Below are 24,262 nucleotides of genomic sequence, written 5' to 3'. Positions count from 1 at the left end.
ACTCGATTCAACGACCGCGAGTGGTGCTCGCATTCCCGCGCTTGGCGCGATCGAGTGAGGCCAGCGACTTCTTGGCGGCGGCCAGCTCGGCCTGCAACTGCGCCACCCGGTCGGCGGCGGCCTCCCGAGCCGTGGACAACACCTCGTCAACGGTGCCCTGTGCCTCTTTGTCACCCAGCCCGGCCAGCGCCTTCTGCACTGCGGGAAGCGCGACCTCGCGCGCACCGGCGGGCTTGTTCGCATTGCGCGTCACCTTCACCGCCGCAGCATTGTCGGCGCCGACGAACACGGTGATGGCCACCGATTTCGCCGTCGCCGGCGCCGCCTTCGGCGCGGCCTTCGCCGCCGTGGCTGGCTTGACCGGCTTCGGCTGCTTGGTCGCGCGCAACTCCCGGGCGTCGTATGGCAGTTGATCGTCGACGCCGGCGGGACGGACGGTCACCGTGGTTCCCGAGACCTCCACTACCTTCGCCGATGCCCCACCGGCCAGACCGAGACTGGGTACAGCCTCGATGAGATACACGGTGGGCCGCTTACCGGCCGCCAGTGCGGCGGCGAACCGGTCCAGATCCGCCGCGGTGAGCGTCTGCTCCGCCACTATTTGACTCCCTTCGCAATCGCCGGGATCACATCATCGGCAACGGTATCGATGGCCAGCGGTCCGCCGTACAGCAGGGCATCCACTCCGGAGCCCGTGTCCAGAATGACGATCGGCGCACCGTAGGTCAGTGCGGCCGGAAGCCCGTCGTAACCGCCGTTCCCGGCGCTCGGATCGGTCCGTGCCACTACCGTGCGGTCCACCGAGCTGGTGTTCACCACCGCATACAGATCCACCGATGCCACCGTCAACCACGACGATCCGCTGCCCTTGGCCGGCACCTGCATGGTGAAGCCGAGCTGCCCCAGTAGTTGAAAGGGGCTCGCCGCATTGGTGGCAAGCCGCGTCGCCTGCCCGTCGTAGTGCACCAGGTCCACCTTCTTACCGGTGAAATCGGGGTGCGCGGCGCGCAGTTCGGTGATCCTCTGCTCGTAGGTCTTGCGGACCGCTGACGCACGATCCTTGGCGCCGAGCGCCTCGGCGATGTAGGCCATCTGCTCCTGCCAGGTCCAGCCCTTACTGCCGGCCGGCGAGACCGCGATGCTGTTCGCGACGGATTTGAGATCCTTCGACGCGGCCGATCCGGCCGGATCGGTGTCGATGATGAGGTCGGGCTTCGCCTTCTCGATCGCCGCTCGATCGGGGTTGGTCGAGGTGCCCGCCGTGGGAACCTCCTTCAGCGACGGAACCCAGGACGGCAGTTCTGATTTCGGCCCGTTGCCACCGGCGACCACATCGAAGCCGAGCGCGGTGACGATCTCCGCATCACCAGGACCGAGCGCCACGATTCGAGTGGGCCGCTCGTTGATCCTGGTGTCGCCGTTGATATCTGTGACCGTCCGTGCGCTCCAGGAGTCGAGCGCCGGCCGGCCGTCCGAGGCCCCACCACCGGTGAGGGCGAACGCACCGATGGCGATCGCGACGAGCACCACCACGGCCGCAGCGGCACCGACGATGAGCGGACGCCGACTCTTCGCCGGAGACGGCGGCACCATGCTCGGGTTACTCGGGCTGCTCGGCCCACCGTAGAACTGGGCCGGCACTGCGGCACCGGGCGGAGGTCCGGAGTACCCGGCCGGGGCTCCGGGATTGAACCCGGTGGCCAGAGCGGGATTCGACGGGGTGCCCTGCCAGTTCGTCCCAGCCGGCGGAGGCGGCGGAGCGATGCCGGCCGCGCCGGACATCCGGCGCGCGGCCGAGGACAACGCATCGGCGAACTCACCGGCCGAGTTGTACCGATCGGCGGGATTCTTGGCCATGGCGCGGCCGAGCACGTAATCGATCTCGGGGGACAGATCGGGCCGCTTGACCCGTATGCTGGGCGGGTTCTGGCTGATGTGCGCAAGCATGAGCTGCCCGGAGATCGTGGTGTTGAACGGCGGCGCGCCGGTCAATAGCACCACCGCTGCGCACGCCAGCGAGTAGATATCGGCACGGTGATCGATCGGATTGCCCAACAACGCTTCCGGCGCGGTGTAGGCCAACGTTCCCACTACCGTGCCGGTCTGCGTGTGCTGTCCGACCTCGGTCTGCGCGGCGCCGATGCCGAAGTCCGCCAGTTTGATCTGTTCGCCGCGCCGGCCGCGGTCGACGAGGAAGTTGGCGGGTTTGACGTCGCGGTGCAGAATCCCGTGGCCGTGCGCCTCGTCGAGCGCATCGGCGACCTGCTCGATCACCGCGACGGCGCGGTCCAGGCTGAACGGGCCCTCGCGCTGCACGATCTGCGCGACGTTGCCACCCTCGACCAGTTCCATCGCGATCCACAGATGGCCGTCGGACTCGCCGCGGTCGTAGACATCGACGATGTGCGGGTGCTTGAGCCCGGCCACGATATCGGCCTCGCGATCGAACCGCGCGCGCACCGACGGATCGGCGGAGAACTGACTCTGCAGCACCTTCAGTGCCACCGATCGGGGAAGCGTGCGGTGCCGCACGCGGTAGACCGTGCCCATACCTCCGGTGCCCAGCACCGACTCGACCACGTACCCCGCGATCACCTCACCCGGTTCGGCCACCTCGCCGACACCTCCATTCCCTGCTCGTCCGCAGCGAGACGAATCTACCGCGCCGCAGGTTGTCGAGGGCTTAACGCGAGGTTGGCGGCGGACCGGGCGGTTCGTCCTTGGGCTGCGCCCAGCGTGGGGCGCCCGGTTCCCGGCGGGGCCGGCGAGCGGGGCCGCCGGGCTCGTCGTCACGGCCGCGGCGAACCCACCGGCCGGCGTCGGTCTTGCGCTGCGCCCCGCTCCCCCGCTCGAAGGGCGGGGGCGGCGCGGGCCGGACCGGCCTCCGGATGCGCGGCTGCTGCGGTGCGCCCTGCGGCGGGAGACCCGCTGCGGGAACGGCGGGGGCCGGCGCTCCGGACGGCGGAACCGGGGGCACCGCTTGCTGTGCCCCGGCGGGTTGCGCAGCCGGCGGCACGGCCGGTGGAACAGCCGGCGGCACTGCGGGCGGAACCGGGCGCGGCGCCGGCGGTGCGGACTGCGGGATCGCCCGCGACCACGGTGCGGGCGGTGCGGTCGGCACGTGCCGGGGCGGTGCCGGGGGCTGCCGCGGTTGCCGCTGCTGCACCGGGAGCTCGCCCGCGGTGGACGCCAACGGCGGCACCACCACGTCGCAGTACCGCAACTCTTCATCGGTCGGGTTGAGCACCATCTCGATCGGAGCCCGCCGGCCGATCCGCACGATCACCTTGGACTGGGTGGTCTGCGCGACGGTGACATCGGCCTTGTCACCGAGTTCGGATCCCGCGCCGTGCACGGTGAGCAGAGTGCGCTCCGGCACCGCGTCCACCTCGACCCCATCGAAAACGGTGATGTCGGCCGGCCTCCGGTCGCCGGCGTCGACGATCCGGAACCGGGAGGGGTCGGCGAGCGTGTTCGCCAGCATCAGCCAGCGATCGGGCCGCTCGGTACGCACCGCCACGGAGGCGCCCGCACCCACCGAACGCAACAGGATCAGTTGCACCACCGTCAGATCGGACGCGAACTCGACCTGCAGGGTCTCGGGCACCGGCGAGCCGTCGAAGAGCGGTAGCGCGATGGCGGCACCGTCGGCGATGCCCCAGACCGGGCCCGCTGGACCGACCGGAATCTCGACGGCGGCCAGCTTCGTGAGCGGAGCCGAGGGGAGGTCGGCGACGCTGGTGGCCCCGCCCGGTAGCGTCGCCAGCGCCAGTTCTCGCTGGCGGCCCGCCACCAGGATCAGCGAATCGTCGTGGTTGTCGATCTGCGGTGTCGCGGTGTCGTATCGCACCAGCCCGCTGATCTCGACGGGTGCCTGGGCGGACCGCTTGCGCAGCCGCAGCACCACGGCGGTGCTGTCGGTGTCCAGACCCCACCACCGGTCCAGCTTCTCCGTGGACATCCGGCCGGGATCGACGAAGTACGTGGTGGCATAGGAATTTCCGTAGGAGACGTGATTCCACTGCTCCTCACCGCGGCGCGCATCGGCACCGAAGGACAGCAGCGAATCCAGCTGGGCGAGTTCCGCGGGCGGCAGAATCCGCGCCCGGATGCGGCGCTCGTGCAGGCGTTGCTCGAGCCGCCGGGTGGCGGCCATGAGCGCTGTGGGCCCCGCGGTGCGCGATGGACCGCGGCGCACGATGCCGGCGAGATTGCGGCGGGTGTTCACCCGGAGGATCAGCCAGGTGGAGCGCTCGGCCATCGCGGAGTAGAACCGCACGCCCTGTGCATAGGAGGCGCGGTACGCCGGTCCCGGAGGTACGCGGCGACCGGCGGAGGAGACATCGATGTCGACGTTCAGGCCGTACTGGGTCATCATCGATGCCAGCAGATCGAGGGGCACGGTGTCCGCGGCGTACGCGCGGCCGTCCCGTAACCGGGTCTCGGCGAGGTCGGCGGTCAGCTCGATCGCCGACACCAGCTCGTAGCCGTCACCCCAGCGGACACCGCAGCCGTCGACGTCGATCACCCGGCCCGGCAGCCCGTCGTAACCCGCACGGCGTCTGCGGAGGTAGTGCGCCCGTGCGGCGATCCGCTCGCTGAGCACCGATCCGTGCACGGAGACGAACGCGACGAGTGCGCCGATCACCGGGATCGCCGTCACCGCCCAGGTGGGCCACCGACCAGCGGTGAGCGCGACGAAGACCGTCGACAGCACCGCCCACACCAACGCGCGGCGCAGCGTCACGCTCAACCACACCGGCCGCCGCAGCCGCGTCACCTCGGGATGCGGCGGCGCGTCGTCGACCGTTCGCCCCGGCTGCGCCTCGGTAGTCATCTACGACCTCCGCTTCCCGGTGCGCCGCGGCCGTAGTGCGGCGACCACACCGGCCACCAGTACCACCACGATCAGGCCGACGCCGGCGACCAACGCCGCGGTCCGCCGCGGACGGGTGTCCGGAGACGGCGGCGGTGCGGGAACCAGCAGCTTCTCGACGGACTGGACGTCGATGTCGACCCCCTCCTCGGGCACCTTCGCGGTGAGCGCGGCGACCGGATCGATCAGTCCGCGGCCCACCTTGTTGTCGGTTCCGCGACCGGGCGCGTGCGCGGTCGCGACGATGCGCGCGGCGACGTCCTTCGCACGCATCTGCGGGTACCGGGAGCGCACCAGGGCGGCGGTGCCCGCGACATAGGCGGCGGCGAACTCAGGTCCGGCGAAAGGCACCAGGGTTCGGTCGGCGGGCAGTGCGTTGACCACGCCGTCGCCGCCGCGCGAGCTGAGCGAGACCAGTCCGGCACCGGGTGCGGCCACGTCGAGCCAGGGGCCGTTGAGCGAGCCCGGTAACGGGGATCCTTCGGCGGTGGTGGCGCCCACGGAGAGCACCTGTCCGTCAAACCAATTGGGAGTGGCGACGGTGCTGACCCGCCGCCAACCGCGCGGATCATCGGGCGATCCCGGGTCCGGGTCGGGATTGGGCTTACAGGTGTTCGCGCCGGTGTTACCGCCGTTGCGGTCGGTAGCGCCCGCGCCGACCACGAAGAGTGCGTCCTTGACCTGCGTGGCGTAACCCACGGCGCCGCCGATCTCGCGCTGGCGGAACTGCGCATCGGCCGCCATGCACACGGGCTCGGGGATCACGATCACTCGGGCTCCGCGGTTCGCGGCGCGGACCACGGCGCGGGCGATGCTGCGCGCGGTGACAGCGGCACGGGAGGCGTTCGGATCATCGTTGTCCGCGGGCGAATTCTGCAGCGCGAAGGCCGTCGAATCGACGCGGATGGACATCACCCGGGAATCGGGGGCCACGCCGACGAAACCGTCGCCCACAGCGGGCTGCGCGCCGACGATCCCGGCCACCAGCGTGCCGGTGGAGTCGCAGTCGAGCAGGCCGCGGTCGGCCGGGTTCATGTTGTCGCCCGCACCGTCGAGCGCCCGCAGCCGCGCCTGTGGCCGGACACCGGTACTCAGCACCGCAACGGTGACACCGGCGCCGGTGGAGAACCGCTGCGCCTCGTCGATCCGCAGAGTCGTCGACGGTGCCGGCGCCGCCGCGAGGTTCGAATTCGGAAGCACCCCCGGCTCCACACAGCGCGGATTGTTGTAGCGCAGTGGGCGTTCCGGGCCGTCGGTGTCGGGCGGCGCGCCACCGATGTCCGCGACGGGAGGAACCACGGCGAGCGCCTGCGGAGGCACCGTACCGCCGAGCAGAGCCACGATGGCACCGACCGCCACCGCGGCGGCGGCCCTCGTCGCGAGGGATCGGGTGGAGGCGAGCATCTACTTCAGGAACGACAGGTCGAGTTCACGCAGGAAGGCGAACAGGCGAGTGGTCCATAGCGCGAGCATCACGACCACGAAAATGGCGGTCTTCTCGCCGAACTCGATGCGTCCCATGAGCCGTGCCGACAGCGGTTTGGCCATCAGGCCCTCCTCGGCGGAGACGCGGTCGGCCAGTAGGAGGGCGCCCGCACCGAAGGCGAGCAGCACCACGGCGCTCACCACGATCACGGTCAGTCGCGCCAGGTTCGATCCCACGGCGCCGACCAGTACGATGGCCAGCCCCGCGGCGATGAGGAAGCCCGCGATGAAGAAGACGGTGGCGTGCACCCGGTCGTCGAGTGTGCGACCTCGCAGCACACAGATCACCGAGACCAGCGCGGCGATCACGACCTCGCCCCAGAAGTAGTGGGTATCGGGCACCAGGATGGTGAGCGCGGAGACCACCAGGATCGCGGCGACCGCCACGTAGAAGCCGGTGAGCAGCTTCGCCGCGGTACGGGACTTGCGCTCGAGCGCGGTGTTCTCGTCGCCGCGGGCCAGTTCGGTGGTGGACTCGTCGTCGAAGGTGTCGACGTGGTACGCCACGTCCAACTCCGACCTGTCGATGTCCTCGCCGGGCGGGGGCAGCGTGTCCGGGCGGACCCGGGCCAGCATCAGCGCCCAGCCCTGCACCCAGTTCGCCAGCAACAGACCGCCGATCACGCCGATGGCGGGGATCGCCGGTCGGCCCAGCGGGGTGTAGGCGAACAGCGCACTGGCCACGACGGTGGCGGCGGAGACGAGTCCGAGGCCGGCGAGCACGGCGGCGCCGAGACCGCTGCTCCGGCCGAGGATCACCACGCCGATCAGGGTGAAGACAGCACCCGTGAGCACGTTGGCCGCCGTGAACGCTCCGTCGGCGCCGCCGTCCGGCGGGATCAGGACGAACCCCGTCGAGAAGAGCACCGGCGCGGCGGCCAGTTGCAGCGCGTAGGCCACCTGTTGCGAGTGGTACTGGCGGTCTGCCGAGACGGCCGCGGTGATCACGGCGATCGAACCGATCGCGGCCACCGGGAACCACCACAGCACACTGGAATCGGCCATCCACGCGAGCAGCACCAGCGCGGCGAAGACCGCGGCACCGAGGACCAGTGCGATCAGTCCGAGGGTGCGGGCGGTGCCGGAGGTGAACCGGCGGAAGCGCTGGCGACAGAACTCCTGGATCGCGTCGGCGGTGCTCTCGATCAATGGGCGGAACGTCTGGTTCGAGAAGGTCTCCGCCAGGATCAACCGATCACCGTCGAGCACACCGGCATCCGCGAGCGACTTGTCACGGGAGAGCGGCGTTCCCCCCTCCCGGGCGAAGGTCCACGCCCCGGCGGTGCTGAAGTCGTGGTCCGGGAAGATCTGCTCGAGCCCCGGGATCACCGAGTCCATCACCACCGACAGGCGGCGGCGGGCCAACAGGCTGCGCTCGACGGAGCTCTCCCCCACCTCGACCAGTACCCGGACCTGTTCGGGCACCACGGGCTTACCCGGTGCGGCGCCGGCCTGATGCGGCGACGGTGCGCCCCCGGGCGCGCCGGGGGTGGTCGGAAACGCCATCGGGTCAGCGTCCCTCGTGCGAGCGCACCTGCAGTTCGGCCAGCTTGGTGGCGGCCGGCGGCTCGTATCCGGAATTGAAGGTGTCGGCGAGGTCGGCCGCGAGCAGCTCGAACGCGCGCACGGTGCGCGGCTTGAGCAGATCGAGGTCGATCGGGGTGTCGGCATCGAGGTGCGGGTCGTAGGGGATCTCGTGGACCCGCAGCTTCTGGCCGGCGCGGAACAGCTCGTCGAACTGCTCGACGGTGACACTGCCGCGCTTCTTGGTGTGATTGATGACCACGATGGTGTTGGCGAGCAATCCGTGCCACCCGTGGTGACGCAGCCAATCGATGGTCGCGGCCACCTTGCGCACGCCGCGGGTCGTGGCCGAGGCGGGAAGGATCAACGCGGAAGAGATCTCCAGAACGCCGGTGCCCGTGACGGTCTGGAGTCCTCGGCCCGCATCGACGAGCGCCAGGCTGTAGTGCGGGCGGAATATCGAGTACAGATCGAGCACGTCATCGTAATCGGCGACGTCGCGGCCGTTGAACCGCCACGGGGTGGGCAGCACGTGCAGATTCGTCGACGTGACGGCCAGGTGCTTGTCCACCTGGTTGCGGTCCGACAGATCACTCTGCTGGATCAGGGTGCGCGCGGTCGAACCGCCCTGATGCCACGCGGTCACCTGGTCGAGATCGCCGCCGTCGGGATCGAGGTCGAGCGCGACCACGTTGTCGGCGCGGGTGCGCTCCAGAATCTGGCCCAGCACGCCCACCAGCAGGGTGCCGCCCGCGCTATCGGCGAAGACGCTGGTGACGTGGAACTTGTTCTTCGGGACGCGGATCCGGTGCACCCGCTCCGCATGCTCTTGATCGGAGGTGCTGGGGCCCACGTCGATACCCATGCGCTTGAGCCACGCGCGCCAGCCGGTGACCCGCATCGCCGAATCGGACATCCGGATGTGCTGCTGGAACGATGACGAGGCCGTGGACATCGGCGCGGAGACCGACTCCCCCATCGGCCGCATCGGCATACCCGCGTGCTGGGGCTGCGGCGGTGCGATCTGGCCGGGTGCGGCGTGGCCGAACGGCAGCGGTGACGGCGGGCGGCCCTGCACGGGAGCCTGGAACTGCCCGGTGGGCGGCTGGCCGGCGAACTGCGGCTGCTGGAACTGACCGGTGTGCGGCTGCGCGAACTGATGCTGGCCGGGCTGCGCCTGCGGGGCCTGGCCCTGCCACTGCTGCTGGGGCTGCTGCGCCGGAACGGGCACGGTCCGCGCCTGCTGTGGGGCCTGCGCCGCCGGCTGCGGACCGGTGACCTGCGGGCCTCCCTGCGGCGAGGCCTGCCCGCCCGCTGCCGCCGTGTCGGCGGTGGGGGCGGCCTCCGCCTCCGGCCGGCCGGCCGGCTCGTCGACGATCACGGGCTGCTCCCGGGTGGGTCGGTCGTCGTCGGACGCGACGGCGTCGGCGACCGCGGCGGCGTCGGCGACCGCGGCGGCGGGGGCTTCCTCGGCGGCGGTGGGCACGGGGCCGGCCTCGCCCGCGTCGTCGACGACGGGGAGCTCGGGTTCCTCCCACTCCGTGGTCGACGGTGCCGAATCCGTGCCCTCGTCGGACACCGGCCCGGGGGTCACCACGGGTCGCACGGCCGCCGCATTACTCGCCAGCGCGCCCGCGACGGACTGCGGCGTGGTGGGCACCGGTGTGCCCTCAGTCTTGTTCTGCTCTGCAAAAGGCAGGTGAACGTTCGTTGCACCGTCGCTCATCAGATGAACCTTCCATCCAGGTCAAATCGCTTGCACTCTAACGCACAATGCCTGCTCGCGGGGATTCGGACAGTCGTTGTCAATTTGCTATATCGAACCATCCGACGCAGCCTCCGCGGGCCACGAGTTCGTTCAAACCCTCCGCGAAGCGCCGTCGGGTGCCCGGACTGAGGATCACATCGTTGTCACCGCCCCGGCCGCGGGTGGTGGTGGAGAGCACCCGTCCCTGGTCGGTGTCCATCACGCCGAGTGCCCACTGAGCTTGAGTTCGAACACCATTGAGATCGACACGGTGATAGACCACCTCTGCGCGCCGCCCGCTGTAGCGAGCAGCGTCCACGAGGACGTCCACGGTGTGCGGGGGGAGGTCGTGCTCGCGCAGCCGTCCACGGAATTCTCGTTCGCCCCGCGGATCAGTGGAAGCGGGGTTGTACATCGACACGATTTCTCTCAGTTCTGCAGCACCCAGTGTGAGCGAATCGAAGTCCGCGGGGTCGCAGGAACCGAGGACCCGCCACACGGGATCGACCACCGTCGAGTCGAAATCCTCGCCGTCGGTCCGGTACCCCTGCAGAGTCAGCAGGTCGTCGTGCCGGAACACCACCACCACCAGATCGTCGTGGCGCACGATCGCACCGCGCAGCGCGGAGTCGCCGTCGAAGACGCGCAATGCGATCTCCGCCGCCGGCGCCTGCAATGCCCGCAGCCACCGCGCCACCTCGGGGTCGATGGCTCCGTCGGCATCCACCAGACCCGCCGCGATGAGTCCGGGAAGCACGGCCAGGTCGACCGCAGACTGATCGTCGGGGCGGTACACGTTCGGGTGCACGGCCAGCACGATCGGTGCGAGCTCGGTGACATCGGCGAGCCGCATCAGCAGGGAGAGCTCGTCGATGGAGACGCCGAAGGCGGAGAGCCCGCCTCCGGAATCGTTGTCCGGCACGCTAGAAGTACAGGCTGGCGGCCTGCGCCTGACCTGCCTGGTGGATCGTCGCCGCGGTCTGCACCTTGATGCCGGCCTTGCGGATGACCTCGGCGAGCCGCTCGTTCGCCTCCACACACGCGTTGTGCACGTCCTGGTAGCTGCCCTGGTCCGGGCCGACCCAGTTGCCCGCGTTGAGGTTCGCGGTGTTGTTCCCCACGAGTTCGGCGATCAGTCCGTCGGCGATGGCGGCGGACTTGCCCAGGAGGGTCGACGTGGTGTCGTAGTTGGCGTAGTCGACCTTGATCAGATCGATGGGCATGGTGTTCCCCTGTCTTCGATTCGGTGGTGTGAGCGCCCGCTAGAGGCCGATGTAGCCCTGGAAGATGTCGCCACCGTCCATATCGGTGTTGGTGATCAGCCCGTTGTTCTGCTTGAGCGAGATACCGACGTTCTCGAGCTTCTTCTGCTCCGCGTCGCACACCGCGATGATCTCGTGCATGTGCGCGACTGCCTTGAGCGAGGTCTGGCCCGAGTTCGCGGCGGCGTAGGCCTCGGCGGTGGTCCGAACGAACTTGATGTTCGCCAGGGTCGCCTGGGCGATCTGTTCCGTGGTGGCGGTACCTGCGGCATGGGCCGCGGTGTTCATTTCGTAGATCATGGATTCCTCCTGCTTGAGAAGCCTGATGGGCGACGAATCGGTGTCCGGTGCGCCGTGGCCGGCGCGGCGGACGCAAGGGCGGGCGTGCTCGCGGTTCAGCCCTCCTTTCCGGCCGACGGGACATCGACCGGCACCGTCTCGTACTGCGGTGGGGCGTCCTGATACACGGGGATGGGAATCGCCGCCGTCGCGGGAACCACGACTCGGTCGCGCTGCTTACCGTTCGACCGCGTCACGGGGGCCGTGCTGCTGACGGGCTGGGGTGCACGCACCGGCTCGGCGAGGAGTCGAGGCGGAGGCGGGGGCGGAGGGGCAACGGTGAGCCCACCGGTATTCCACGTGGCCGGGGCGATGATCTGCGCGGGCATGGCGCCGCGCATCACGCTGGCAGCGCCGGCGATGGTTCCACCGCCCGCCAGCGTCTCGAGCCCGGGTGACCCCGGGCGGGCGCCGAAGTAGCCCACCGATGCGGTCCGATTGTCGTTGTCGATCGACGCGACCAGTTGGCTGAGCGGCTGAACGGTCACGCCTGCGGACGTCGCCACTTGAATCGACTGCTGTCCCGCTTGCTGACCGAGGCCGAGCAGACTGCTCGCGGCCACACCCGCTCCACCGATGCCCGCGGCACCGGCCTGCTGCACGAGCTGAGCACCCAGTTTCGGTCCCGTAGTCGCGTGCTCGCGGTCCGTCGCGTTCTGGGCCGACGTCGTCGCCGAGTCTTCGGTGCGGAGCGCACCGCTCACGATCGACTGCACCATCTTCGTGCCGATGAGTACCGAACCGCTCGTGCGCATCGCCAGCGAGGAGGCGATGGCCGCGGCTCCCTGCGCCGCGAGGGAGAGCTTGGTGACCACCGCATCGCCGACCGACGCCGCACCGGCCGCGGCCGGCGAGATGGGCGAGGTGGACGGGCTCGCGATGGGCTTCGGCGGCAGGAAGGGCTCGAAGGTCATGTTCGCCGTCGAGTTCGCGAGGTAGCCGAACATCATGCTGGCGTTCTGCGCCCACATCGCGGCGTACTGTGCCTCGTTCGCCGCGATCGCCCCGGTATTGATCCCCAGGAAGTTCGTGGCCTCAAGCACCCCGTGTGTCACGTGGTTCTGCGCGATCTCGGGGATCTGTGCCATACCCGCGAGCGCGGCCGAGTAGTCGGCGGCCTGTTTGGTGTGCCGCGTGGCCGCTAGCAGGGCATGTACCCGGACGCTTTCGTTGTAGGCCAGGTACATCGCGACGTTCTTCGTCATCAGAGCCGTCTCGGGCGCCTGCCACGAGGCCGCGAGCCGGGGAAGCAGTGAGGTGAGGAAGACGGATCGGGCACTCGCCGCCGATGCCACCACCGACCACCCCGCCGCAGACGCGGTCAGCGGCGCCGGACCGGGACCGGTCATGAGGCGGCCGACGTTGACCTCGGGAGGAAGCGCTGGAAACGTCACCGGTGCCCCCGCGTTAGAACTGGACCGCGTTGTCCGCGGCCACGTACGTGGCCGCCACCGCAGACAGGCTGACGGCGTACTGCGCCACGGCGGCGTGGTCGACGACGGTGACCGCGAGATAGTTCGCCGCGTGCGCCGCCGATCCGGCCGCGACCATGAGCGAGACATCATCGATTCCGGCTGGAATCACGGCTCCCAGAGTTCCGGCCGCGCCACCCACGAGACCCGAGGTGGTCGCGACATTCGCGATCACTTCGTTAGTGCCAGACAAAAGCTGAATAGGCGCCACGTTCAAACCCACCATGCCCTACCCCTCACGCTTGCGTTTTCAGGTTGCAACAATGTCAGAATCCTGCACTTCAGTCAATCCCGAGGGGAATCCCATCGGTGAAAGTCGGTCAGCCCCACAGGTCGTCTCCCTCGTCCGCCTCGCCCCGCCGGATGCCGTTCCATGCGATCTGCACCAGATCGGACTGCGCCCCCCTGCCGGGGTGGAAACGTGCACGTCCAGGCACTCCGAACCGCTGTCCTCGCTCGCCGCCGATGGTGACGGTGAACTTGTCCGCGGAGGTCACCAACGCCATCGCGCTGTTGGTGTCCAGATACTGCACCAGCGGATCGGAACTCATCTTGTACAGGTATTCCGCATCGTTGAGAATGAGGATCACATGGAAACCGCGAATCACACCATCGTTCATCAACTTCACTGTTTGCGTGATCGGATTCGTTCTATCACCGCGCGCGACGATCGTGTCGTAGTCGTCGATGATGAGGAATACCTCCGGACCGGACCACCAATCACGCCGGGCCAGTGCCGCACTATCGATGCCGTCCGGCACTCGCCGATAGGTCACCTTGGCGGGGTCGGTCTCCCCCTCCCCCATCCATTCGACGAGTTTGTCCTGCCATTTCTGCAGAAAGTCCATGAGGTCGGATCCGTGAACGCCGATGTTCTTGGGATTCGGCGCGAACGCACCGCGGTGCACGCGCTTGGGGTCGAGCAGAGCAATGGCTCCGTCGTCGATCGTCGGGTAGCGCTCGCTGATCGCCTCGATGAGGGTGTGCACGAGCGCCGATCGACCGGAACCGCCCTCGCCCACCGCGAACATGTGCGCCTCGCGCCCGAAATCGGCGAAGGCGATACCGCCGTCCGACTCGCGGACACCGAACGGCAGGCGCACCCGTTCCCGCGCGGTCGTCGCCACGGGTATGTGCGCGAACAGATCCCGCTGCAGCACCACCTCGGGCAGCGCCAGCAGCTGCGGAGCGGTCGCGCCGGTCGCATTGCCACGGCGGATCCTGTCGACCACCTCGGCGATGCCGTCGCTGAGCGTGTCCGGTGACGAATCACCGTCGGCCCGAGGAAGAGCCACCAGCGCCATCAGCTCGCGATCGGTCGTGATCGCGTGGCCGGCGCGGTCGGGAACCGCTCGGTTGCGCTGCGAGTTCACCACCGACATGTCGTAGCTCGCCGTCGAGATGCGGCCCTCGACGATCGTGTGCATGTGGCTGGACAGGCCGCGCAACACGGTGTTCCGCGCCGTGGTGATCACGAAGTGCACGCCGTAGTTGAGGGCACCGGACGCCAGCGCCTCGAGCGTCGGAACCTTGTCCTCGAAGACACCGCCGTCGGTCACCGTCGCATCGAAACCGTCGATCACGATGAAGACGTCACCGAAGGCATCCTCCTGCAACACCGGTGCCGACTGGTCGGCGCGGAGTCGACGGTACTCCGCCATCGAATTCACCCGGTACTTGCGGAACAGTTTGACGCGCTGATTGATCAGGTCAGACATCTGCGTGATGATGCGGTTGATCGCATCATCTTCGGAGCGAGTGGCGATCTTGGAGATGTGCGGCAGGTCTTCGAGCCGCATCCAGCCGCCGCCGGTGTAATCCACGACGAAGAACTGCACGTGCTCCGGCGAGTGCGTCAGCGCCAGCGAGGTGACCAGTGTCATCGCCGCGGTCGTCTTGCCCTTCTGCGGGCCGGAGTACACGAGCACGTTTCCCTGGCCGCCGGAGAGATCCAGATGCCAGACCGGCTGCTGGTGCCGTGCGGGATCGTCGAAGACGCCGAACGGCACCTTGAGAGTCGCCGGCGTGGTCGGCGCCGGCGCCACCCACACGTCTTCGGCGAGAGCCGGTTCGACGGCGTCGAGCGTGGTCGAGGTCAGCTCCGGGAGCCATGGCTTGTAGGCCGGGCGAGCCGGAGCCTTGGCGAGCAACTCCTTGACCACGGTGAACACGGTCGGCGCGGCGAGGAGCTCCTCCTCGGTGCGGACGATCTCCTCCTCTTCCACGATCTCGACCTCGAGGTCGGGGATATCGACCGGCCCTGCGGTGAACCCGTGAGCGACCGAGTCCGAGGTGGGCGCCACCGGAGCGTCCCGCACCACGACGGGTGGCTCGGCCGCCGTCGGCGCGAAGTAGGGCTTGCCCGTGAAACCGGCGTAGAACCGGATCAATTCGTCCTCGTGCAGTGTCTTCATCAAGCCATTACCGGGCTTACCTGGAAGATTCTTGGCGTCCGGTACGCCGATGACGGAACGTGAGTCGCCGGCGGTGCCGGTCCGAAGTGCGATGTGGTAGTGAATATTCGACTCGAGGCCACGTGACCGGGCCATCTCGGCGTTCTGCGAGGCGAGCAGCAGGTGCACTCCCACGGACCGGCCCACCCGGCCGATCTGGGAGAAGATGTGCACGAACTCCGGCTTGGCTTCGAGCAGCTCGGTGTACTCGTCGATCAACACCACCAGCGCGGGCATCGGATCCAGGTCGGGACACAGCCCCGTCTCACGTGCCTTCTCGTACTCGGTGAGCCCGATGATGTTGAACGACGGATACTTCGCCGCCGCATCGTCGAAGATTTGCTGGCGTCGCTTGAGCTCGCCGGTGATGACCTCCATCATGCGGTCGACCATGCTCTCGGACTTCTCCAGGTTGCTAACCACCGCCGCGACGTGCGGAATCTCCTCCATACCCTGGTATGTCGCGCCGCCCTTGAAGTCAACGAGGAGCAAGTTGAGCATCGCCGGCGAGTGGAACAGACAGGCGTCGAGCACCAGGCAGCGGAGGAACTCCGACTTGCCCGAGCCCGAGGTACCGATCATCTCGCCGTGCGGTCCGGTTCCCCCCTGGCTCGCTTCCCGGATGTTGAGGTGGATCCGCGTACCGTCGGGCGCGAAGCCGATCGGGAAGTTGAGCCGGCGCGGATCGTCGAACCGCTTGATGCGCTGCCAGAACTGGACCACGTCGATGGCGCCGGGGTCGTCGACTCCGACCAGGCTCGCCCAATCCCGGCCGGTGTCCTGGCGCTCCTTGGACTGCAGTGACGCGGTGGTCTCCAGCTCCCACCGCGCCAGCTTGCGCGCCGCGGTATGCGCGTCGATGGCGTCCACGTAGTCGGCGCGCGCGATTTCCTTGGGCGCTTCCAACGGCAGATCGGCGTCCCACCGGTTGACGATCCCGGTGTCGTCGACATCGAGGCGTACCGCGTGCGGGAAACCGTCGATCACCCCCTCCGGAGGGTGCATCAGAATCCACGTGACGTCGGCGAGCGAGGAGATCGCCTGATCCGTCATCCGGGCTCGTTCGGCGGAGTCGACGATGACCACCGTGTGCCGGGTGCGGCCGGAGACCTCGGACTCGGTGGTGAACGGCCGGGTGTAGTCGACGATGCGGTCGGTGTCGGTCACGGGGGTGTCATCGCCGCCGCCGACCTCCTCGAGGAAATCGGTCCAGTTCGCGTAGATCATGCGGCGCGAACCGAGGGCATCGACCAACGTCGGATGCTGGTTGTGCGGCAGCCATTTCGTGTACTCTCAGGGGCCGCCATCGGGCTGGTCGGTGACCACGGCCACGCGAAGGCGGTCGGGCCCGTGAGTCACCGTCAGGTGGGCCAGCATCGCGCGCACCATTGCGGTCGCGCGGTCGCGGTCGCCGCCGCCCCCCGAGCACCGGGAGGTTCCGCAGCGTGAGTGCGAGCGGCATATCGGCGACGGTGGAATGGGTGTGCAGGAACTTGACGGTCTCAGTCCACTGCACCGGGTCGAGGAACTCCCCGTCGGGTGCTTCGGGTGTGCCTACCCCGGTCTACCAGCACTGACGCCAATACGACTGTGTCGCATGTGGCTGGTGGGGCTGCTGTGGTCGGCGTGTCGCCTGACGCGGCCTGGGATTTCACTCGTGCGATGTCGCTGCGTTCGCATGTGCGTGGCCTTAGTGCTGATGGTTACAGCGAGTTCATTTCGTGCGATCGCGCGGCGCCGGCCGGTGTGTGGGCGGTTTACCTGACTGATGCTCGGCTGCGGTATCGGCTGCTCGGGTTCGACTTCGATGCCAAGGGCGATACTGCGGAGATCGCCGCGGTCGCTCGGACTGCGGCTCAGCACAGTGCCGACCAGCTGGTGTCGATGCTTCGGGCGTGCGGTATTGAGCACGTGGTGTGCGAGTCGGGCCCGTCGGGTGGCCGGCATGTCTGGGTGGGCCTGGCTACGCCGCTGTCGGTGGAGTATGTTTCGGCGCTCGCTGATCTTGCTCGCACGGTTTTCGGCCGCGTTCAGGCCAGCGGTGAGTGGGTGCTTGATATCGGCATGCTCAGCAACCGCAAGACCGGGCTGCTGCGCCCACCGGGCTCCCCGCACGCTGCCGGTGGCGCGTCGACGGTGATCGCCGGTGATCCGACGGTGCTGCTGCCGGATGCGCGCTCGACGACCCGTCAGCAGGTCGACGCGCTTGTGCAGCTGCTTCAGGAAGCGAAGGCTGCGCTGCCCGCAGACGCAGGCGACCCGATTGATGGCGGTGGCCACCAGCGGTCCGTCACGGTCGCCGAAGCCCCGGATGGGCACTTGTGGATTCCGGGCACTTTCCGTGAGCTGTCGGGCCCGGCCCTGGCGAAGGTCCATGCCCCTATTACCGCTAGTACGGACGCCTCGGATGTGTTGTTCTCGATCCTGTGTAGCTGTGCCCGCGCGCACTGGAGTTTCACCGACGTTCACACGCGTCTCGCCGGGCTCCCCGGTCTCGAGCACGCCCGCACCCGCCGCAGCAAACACCACCCCGGCACCCGCGAGCGCCGCCCCCGCAAGGGCAGCCAGTCCCCCAAACAAGTCCTTGCCGCCGACTGGCGCCGCGCGATCGCCTACCTCGCCGACCACAGCACCACATCAGAGGACCACGACCTCCCCGACGATCCGGACTTCGCCCGCCGTACCGCGGCCATCTGCCAGGCCACCACCGGAATCCGCCAGCGGGCCGATGCGAACATGCGCCGTTGGAGCATCCGCGGCGGCGCCGCCGACCGCCTCGTCCTCGACGCACTCTGCGAGATCGCCGACAACGTCGTCCAACTCACCATCGGCGCCGACGTGCGCACCCTCGCCGAAATGGCCGGCATCACCCGCGAACGCAGCCGCAACGCCCTCCACCGCCTCTCCCGCGACGGCTGGATCACCCTCGCCGCCGAACACACCGGCCCCCACGCCGCCGTCTGGACCCTCAACAACACAAGCCCGCAGCCTGCCGAGGTGCCTACTGCAACACCTGCTGAGACGGCACCGGAGAGGGGACCACACGTGGATACCGAGGAGAGCACTACTCGCGTGTCACTCGGGGCCATAGGCCCCGGAGAGCCCACCCCACCTGTTGCCGAAGGGCCTCCCGCGGAGGATGGAGGGAGTGTCAGATTTTCGGTGTAAGTGGCGTTGTTAGCCCTGGTCTCGGTTGAGGCCGGGGATGCGGTCGGCGAAGGTGATCGCGAACGCGTTCAGGGCGGGTTTCCAGCGGGCCGCCCACCGGTTCTGGCCCCGACCGGACGGATCGAGCGCCCTGGTCACAAGGTACAGCGTTTTCAACGCTGCCTGCTCGGTCGGGAAATGCCCGCGGGCTTTGACTGCCCGCCGGTACCTGGCATTGAGACTCTCGATGGCGTTGGTGGAGTAGAGCACCCGCCGGACTTCGATGTTGTAGTCCAGGAACGGAATGAACTCGTCCCAGGCATTGCGCCAGAGCCGGATCATCGTCGGATACTTCTGCCCCCAGGTGTCGTCGAGAGCGTCCAGAGCTGCCTCTGCGGCGGTGGCGTCGATGGCGGTGTAGATCGGCTTGAGATCGCGTTTGAGAGTGTCCCAGTGCTGGCGAGGCACGTACTTGAAGCTGTTGCGCAGCAGATGAATCACGCAGGTCTGCACGATCGTCTCCGGCCAGACCGCGGCCACCGACGCCGGCAAGCCCTTCAATCCGTCACAGACGAGGAAGAACACGTCGTTCACGCCGCGGCTTTTGAGGCTGCTCAGCACCGCGTACCAGAACTTCGCCGACTCCCCGCCGCCTTCGCCGGCCCAGATCCCTAGGACATCCTTGTGCCCGTCGAGATCAACGCCGATCGCCGCGTAAAACGGCCGGTTAGCGACTTGCCCGTCGCGGACCTTGATGTGCAGGGCATCGATGAACACCGCGACATAGATCGGCTCCAGCGGCCGGTTGAACCAGCCGGTCATCTCCTCGACGATCTTGTCCGTAATCCGGGAGATCGTGTCCTTGCTAATCGAGGCGCCGTAGATCTGATCGAAATGCGCGACGATATCGCCGCTGGTCAGCCCCCTCGCAGCGAGGGATAAGACGATCTCATCAACCCCATTCAGACGACGTTGATGCTTGGCGACGATCTTCGGATCAAACGAGCCCTCCCGATCGCGTGGCACCTCAATCTCGATCGGCCCGACGGTCTCGGTGATCACTGTCTTCGTCCTGGCACCGTTGCGGGAGTTCCCGCTTCCTCGACCCTCGATGTGGTGTTTGTCGTAGCCCAGGTGCTCGGTGATCTCCTCATCGAGGGCGGTCTCGAGCATCGTCTTCGTCAACGCCCGCAGCATCCCCGGCGCGCTCATCGACGCACCCTGCTCCCGGGCCTGCGCGACGAGCTCCCGCGCGAGCTGCAGCTCCTGCTCAGTTGGTTGCCTGCCATCGTCCATGACATGCAGTGTCTCGGTCATCAGACCCTCTTTCCCACCAACCAGCTCTGGTCAGCGAGTCGGGCCACTTACACCGAAATTCCGATACTCCCAGGATGGACCGAGCCGTCGTCGGCGCCAACTGCGTGAGGCTGCTGCTGCTCGTGAGCTCGCGACTCACGACTGCTTCACAGGAACAGGCGAAGAGGGTCTGTCGACGTGGGATGGCTTGGTCTATGCCCGGATCCCAGTAGCGCCGACAGCACTCGAAGAGGTACTGCCGTGCTCGACTCCTCCGGAGGTATCCTCGGCCGCGGTACAGGCGCTGCATAGCAGCGGTTTGATCGATATCGATGCGTCCGGTCGGGTGTATCGGGTGCATGAGGCCGCGCGAGCGAGTTACGCGCAATGGGTCGGTACCACCGGCACCCTCGCCGCCCGCAAAGAACAGCACCGCATCGAACGTGAACTGTGGGCATGGTGGCTCGACGAGATCACCTGGACCACCACCTCTCGCACCACCGTGCGCGGCACCGGATATCGCAGCGCACGCCGACGACCAGACCAGCACAGTCTCGACCTCGGGCTTGCCCGCTGGACAGACCGCGCCCCCTATCCCCGCCGTCCCGGCGGCCGTCGCGACCACCGAGCCGCCCGCGCCAGTCTGTGTGCGACTTAGCTGTGCTGATGATCGTTCCCCGGCAGCTCCCATGCAGCTGTCTTTATCGTGATCGCCGCCTGCCTCCCCTGCCCCGAGTGTGGCTCCGCCTGACCGGTGGCCACCTTGTCCAAGAACTGGACCAAGGCTGTCGAGTTCCTTGCCGACAACGCCCACAGTGGCCACCAGCTCACCGCTACTGACCCCCGGCTTCGAGGAGCGCGGCGCCGCGGTCCTCGCCCTCGCCAAAACCACCGGATTATCCCGCGACAGCGGCCTCCGCGCGCTTTACAGCCTCGAGGACGACGGCTGGATCACCCTGCACACCCCCCCGCCGATCCGGCGGACGCCGAGATCATCGCGCAGCGCGTAGGCAGCTCTCGGAATCGCTCGGTCAGCAAACAGAAAGTCCAAAGGTCCGCTAAATCCCCAGCTGACGGGGGACCCGAGGGGCGTCGATCAGCTGGAGGTATAGGCGGGCGCCCTGGCGCAGTTCGTCACGAAGTGGAGCGATCGGCTACGCATGTATCTTGCGCCGCATAACTGGCAGAACTGCGCCCCGGCATCGGTACAGCTAGCGAGCGAGATCGCATCATGTCCAGGAAGCGACAAGAGGCGTTGGGCTGAATATCTTGTGGCACTCTGTGCGGCAGTGGAGGTCGGTCTCGACCTCGGATGAGTCGCCATCGAGGCCTGGCCGAAGGAAGCGGCCGGCGCGATGCTACCGGGGTTACGGAACTGCGTAGGCGCAAGTATGTGCGCTTGACGGTGAGCTGGCGATCAGTGCGGTCACGCCTGCGGAGATGCACTTCGATGTTCTGGTGTAGTACGCAGCAGGTCGTTCTGAGCGGCGGCTGAGGCGGCTGCTTGTTTTGGAGCGCAGCTTCGATGTGCTGGCGCACGGTGAGGCCGTGGCGGAGAGCTGCGGGCACCCTGGCGGGCCGCAGTAGTCGATGTTGAGCGTAAGCGTCGTGGTCGGGCGATGGATTTGCTCATCACAGCCTTCGCGCACGCGCTTGTACAGCAGAAACCCGGCGGACCTGCGTGGCTTGGACGCCATCTTGAGGGGGTAACGATCTGAGCCGCGCGCGTAATCGCAGGTCGGGGCACAGGGCCGACCTCGAGCGCTTCTCAGCCAGCGGGGGCCAGCAGGGACTTGTATTGCGGTTCGGAGAGAGGGCCGCACGACATGCCCTCCATCTGCCCTCGAAAAGTGATGTTCCGCACCCAGGCGGTGTAGCGAAGGTTCACCGCTGTGCCGTAGGCAGCACAAGTGGGATGAAGTCCCTATCAGGGACGTCGAGTTCGTGCAGTGGGGCGATACATCCTTTAGATTCCCCGGGACATTTAACCCGATTTCCGCGACCTCAAAGAGCTGCGAAACAGTGCTTAAAAAAAGTGCCGCAGAGCATCTAATTAATCACCATAGAGATATGTAGAAATCTTCACACGAACAGCCTTGAAAGGCGGTCTTTACTTCGGCTACGTTTGTTGGTGGCACCGCTTAATCGGCAGTTTTAGATGACTCCTAATTCTCCCGGGTGGTGCTGCCTCCATCGCAGATGAATTGAAAGGACGCCCACATCATGTTCCAGACTATGGAAGCACCTTCACTAAATCGAAGTGTAGTTGCCGATGCATCCGAGGTTTTGGATGCTATCGATTTCGACCTCCAATCCGGAGTTGTGTACGAATTCACAGCGAATTCACAGCGGTACTGGACGACCGCCTGCCTAATGGCCTCCCAGGCAAGCGTGGATATCGCTTCCGGAGCGGCCGCAGAGGCAGCAGAGGCCGCCTTCCTCTGAGGGGCGCGCAGAGAAGTACATAACGTGCCACTGAAGGAAAGTCGTTTTTGGTCAGGCGGTCGTCGCCGCCTGACCAAAAACGCGACGCCTAAAATTAGCAGCCGCAAAAAGATGCTTTCTCGAATAGATAAAATTAGCGCAGCAACAACACTACTCAGCAGCCTTGAATCTATCCTAGTCTCCAACTCCAAAGAATATCAGGCAATATATGAAGATCCTTACGCGGCGAACCTTGCACCTACCACACCAACGTGGTGGAGTGCAATAGGAAGCAAAAATGGAACACGCACGCTTCATTGTGTGCGTATCGTAAGCTCAGTTATATGCTTGACCAATGCAAATAACCGGGTCAAATCAGTCACGAGTATGGCAGTTCTGCTCTCATCGGCTCTATTGCTTCCCAAACACCATTATGGTGCTGAGGGATCAGATCATGCAGCGTTCGTATCAAGACTTTCCGTTACATTGGCGCGATGCTCGGGTCTGCGGCCAACCGAGGTTGACGCTTGCCTGTGGTATGCAGGACTGCAATCGGTTCTTTCTTACACCGTAGCCGGCGTGACCAAACTGACCAATCCAAGTTGGCTAGATGGCTCAGCGCTAACAGGAATCATGCGAACGCGAACCTTCGGAAACAAGACCGTGTGGGATTTCATGAATAACCACCCCGGATTCGCGAAGACGGCCACGTGTATTACAGTATTCGGAGAAGCCCTATATCCCGTGGTATTCGTGCTGCCCGCTAGGCCGCGCGAGTGGATGATACGCGGTGCCGAAATTTTCCATATAACGACAGCCTTCACGATGGGGCTGAACCGCTTCCCCTGGGGCTTCGGTTCGATGCTCCCAGCTGTTCGCTACATCACCGCGAAGCACTCAGAGCTCTCTGAAAAACGATACGACAGAGTACCTGTATTTGTAGGGATAACCTCGTGTGTAGGGCTTGCTGTCGGCTTTATGGCGCAGCGTAGATCAACCGCAGAGTATAGAACTCTAAGGGCAGCAACAAGCAATTTCAACTCGACCGACGGCGGGAGCATAAGGTATCGAAGCTACGGTGACCCAAATAAACACACAATCATAATTGAACCTGCAATCGGAGAGAGCGGCTTAGACGCAGAACGTCTGGCGCATGAAATTGCGCAAGAGTATCACGTAGTGGTGCGATTTGAGGAGCTTCTATGTGATGGTGTGCCGTACAGCATTTCTCGTACACTAGCCGATTTTATTGGTTTTTGGAACGAAGAGAGCGGCGCGGCACCGACCCTACTTGCTCACAGATCAGCGGCCTCGAATTCGATTTTAGCTGCAGCTCTATGTCCAGACCGTGTATCCGGTCTAGTTCTGATGAATCCAGAACTTCCATCTGCTGCCGGCACTCCCGAGGAAGTCAACCGAAGGAAGCAGATGGACCAAAACCTGGCAATTCGTCAGTTCACACTCCAGATGGGGCTCGGGTGGACAGCTATCACTCCGCACGAAGGACCGGATAAAAGCAGTCGCCACCTGCGATCTGCTTTCAACGTCCCGCACAGGTGGCGAAATGCACGATCTTCCCTACGCAAATACTTCTCCCTCGACCCCTCGGCACTGATTGCACCCCTAACAATATTGGACTGCCAAATAAGCTTAGTCGCAACGAGAGAAGTAAATCCGAAAACCCGGGAAATATTGGGCAAAGCTCAAAAACTCTGCGAATTTAATTGCGTCAACGAAAATAATTCAAGCACCTCCTCGCTAACTGACCCGCATAGTATCCGCTACTTATCTCGAGAAGTATTGCCGGCATTGTTTCCGCCGACGCCACGGGAGTGAATTATGATCACTTTTATACTCGCTTCGCTTCTGAGCATGACAGTATTTTCGCAGCATCCGCTTCGCGCGTTCGACCGGTTACGAAAAGCCGACCGTAACGGACTAGTGCTCCCGGACTGGCGATTTTTTGCACCCGACCCCATTCGGTATGATTTCGCCCTCCTCTTTCGCACCGGAACAGGGAGCGATAACGTCACCGAATGGCAGTTCGCTCAACCAGCAACGTGTAGCCGTCAGTGGCGCCACGGGCTGTGGTACCCGGAGCAAAGGCTAAATAAGGCGCTCCTTGATGTGTGCCAGTCTGCTCTCAAGAGCCTAAGAAACACCAATCCCGGATCAGCTGAAGCGCCGCTGCTGATATTACGATCTCTGGCTGAGATATCGGCACGGCAAACCAGTCC

The 24,262-nt window shown here is 66.2% G+C and carries 17 protein-coding genes; 4 read left to right on the top strand and 13 right to left on the bottom strand.

From position 1 onward, the window contains the following. Positions 1-7: 7 nt before the first annotated feature. From TPAU_RS01620 to eccCb, 12 genes are all read right to left on the bottom strand, one after another. Positions 8-598 carry a hypothetical protein gene (locus TPAU_RS01620; RefSeq protein WP_013125025.1) on the bottom strand — a complete coding sequence of 197 codons (591 nt, stop codon included), beginning with the start codon at positions 596-598 and terminating at the stop codon, positions 8-10. Beyond that, positions 598-2,613 (bottom strand): serine/threonine-protein kinase, encoded by a 2,016-nt coding sequence (locus TPAU_RS21705; RefSeq protein WP_013125024.1) that lies wholly within the window; start codon positions 2,611-2,613, stop codon positions 598-600. Before TPAU_RS21705 ends, TPAU_RS01620 begins: the two co-directional genes overlap by 1 nt. 70 nt (positions 2,614-2,683) lie before the next feature. Then, positions 2,684-4,837 carry a type VII secretion protein EccE gene (gene eccE / locus TPAU_RS01610; RefSeq protein WP_013125023.1) on the bottom strand — a complete coding sequence of 718 codons (2,154 nt, stop codon included), beginning with the start codon at positions 4,835-4,837 and terminating at the stop codon, positions 2,684-2,686. Further along, positions 4,838-6,280, bottom strand: a complete 1,443-nt coding sequence (gene mycP, locus TPAU_RS01605; protein ID WP_013125022.1) for a type VII secretion-associated serine protease mycosin — start codon at positions 6,278-6,280, stop codon at positions 4,838-4,840. Continuing rightward, entirely contained in the window at positions 6,281-7,867 is a 1,587-nt protein-coding gene (eccD, locus tag TPAU_RS01600) for a type VII secretion integral membrane protein EccD (protein WP_013125021.1), read from the bottom strand. A gap of 4 nt (positions 7,868-7,871) precedes the next feature. Then, positions 7,872-9,611, bottom strand: coding sequence for a MinD/ParA family ATP-binding protein (locus TPAU_RS22815; protein ID WP_013125020.1), 1,740 nt, complete (start codon positions 9,609-9,611; stop codon positions 7,872-7,874). Between the two features lie 79 nt (positions 9,612-9,690). Continuing rightward, complete coding sequence (locus TPAU_RS01590; RefSeq protein ID WP_013125019.1) at positions 9,691-10,554, bottom strand: ESX secretion-associated protein EspG; 864 nt, start codon at positions 10,552-10,554, stop codon at positions 9,691-9,693. A gap of 1 nt (position 10,555) precedes the next feature. Next, positions 10,556-10,855 (bottom strand): WXG100 family type VII secretion target, encoded by a 300-nt coding sequence (locus TPAU_RS01585; protein ID WP_013125018.1) that lies wholly within the window; start codon positions 10,853-10,855, stop codon positions 10,556-10,558. A 39-nt stretch (positions 10,856-10,894) separates the two neighbouring features. Further along, positions 10,895-11,194, bottom strand: coding sequence for a hypothetical protein (locus tag TPAU_RS01580; RefSeq protein WP_013125017.1), 300 nt, complete (start codon positions 11,192-11,194; stop codon positions 10,895-10,897). Between the two features lie 95 nt (positions 11,195-11,289). Next, positions 11,290-12,627: a PPE family protein gene (locus TPAU_RS21700; RefSeq protein ID WP_013125016.1), complete on the bottom strand. Its 1,338-nt coding sequence runs from the start codon at positions 12,625-12,627 to the stop codon at positions 11,290-11,292. 13 nt (positions 12,628-12,640) lie between these two features. Next, positions 12,641-12,931 (bottom strand): PE family protein, encoded by a 291-nt coding sequence (locus TPAU_RS01570; protein ID WP_013125015.1) that lies wholly within the window; start codon positions 12,929-12,931, stop codon positions 12,641-12,643. A gap of 94 nt (positions 12,932-13,025) precedes the next feature. Continuing rightward, a complete protein-coding gene (gene eccCb / locus TPAU_RS01565; protein WP_147291137.1) occupies positions 13,026-16,412 on the bottom strand; it encodes a type VII secretion protein EccCb in 3,387 nt (1,128 codons plus the stop codon). A gap of 408 nt (positions 16,413-16,820) precedes the next feature. On the opposite strand from eccCb, the gene TPAU_RS01560 reads away from it, so the two are divergent. Continuing rightward, positions 16,821-18,326, top strand: coding sequence for a hypothetical protein (locus tag TPAU_RS01560; protein WP_187290999.1), 1,506 nt, complete (start codon positions 16,821-16,823; stop codon positions 18,324-18,326). Positions 18,327-18,335: 9 nt separating this feature from the next. On the opposite strand, the gene TPAU_RS01555 is transcribed toward TPAU_RS01560, so the two are convergent. After that, the gene (locus tag TPAU_RS01555; protein WP_245537922.1) at positions 18,336-19,601 is read right to left on the bottom strand and encodes an IS256 family transposase; all 1,266 of its coding nucleotides are present in this window, start codon (positions 19,599-19,601) and stop codon (positions 18,336-18,338) included. A 319-nt stretch (positions 19,602-19,920) separates the two neighbouring features. Here TPAU_RS01555 and TPAU_RS23065 point away from each other — a divergent pair, with 319 nt between their 5' ends. From TPAU_RS23065 to TPAU_RS22800, 3 genes are all read left to right on the top strand, one after another. After that, positions 19,921-20,259, top strand: a complete 339-nt coding sequence (locus TPAU_RS23065; RefSeq protein WP_041944237.1) for a hypothetical protein — start codon at positions 19,921-19,923, stop codon at positions 20,257-20,259. 157 nt (positions 20,260-20,416) lie between these two features. After that, a complete protein-coding gene (locus TPAU_RS01545) occupies positions 20,417-20,611 on the top strand; it encodes a hypothetical protein (RefSeq protein ID WP_041944236.1) in 195 nt (64 codons plus the stop codon). A gap of 1,459 nt (positions 20,612-22,070) precedes the next feature. After that, the gene (locus TPAU_RS22800; RefSeq protein ID WP_147291136.1) at positions 22,071-23,861 is read left to right on the top strand and encodes a hypothetical protein; all 1,791 of its coding nucleotides are present in this window, start codon (positions 22,071-22,073) and stop codon (positions 23,859-23,861) included. Positions 23,862-24,262: the final 401 nt, after the last annotated feature.

The sequence above is a fragment of the Tsukamurella paurometabola DSM 20162 genome, assembly GCF_000092225.1.
Classification (GTDB): domain Bacteria; phylum Actinomycetota; class Actinomycetes; order Mycobacteriales; family Mycobacteriaceae; genus Tsukamurella; species Tsukamurella paurometabola.
This window is presented reverse-complemented; position numbering and strand designations above follow the sequence as displayed.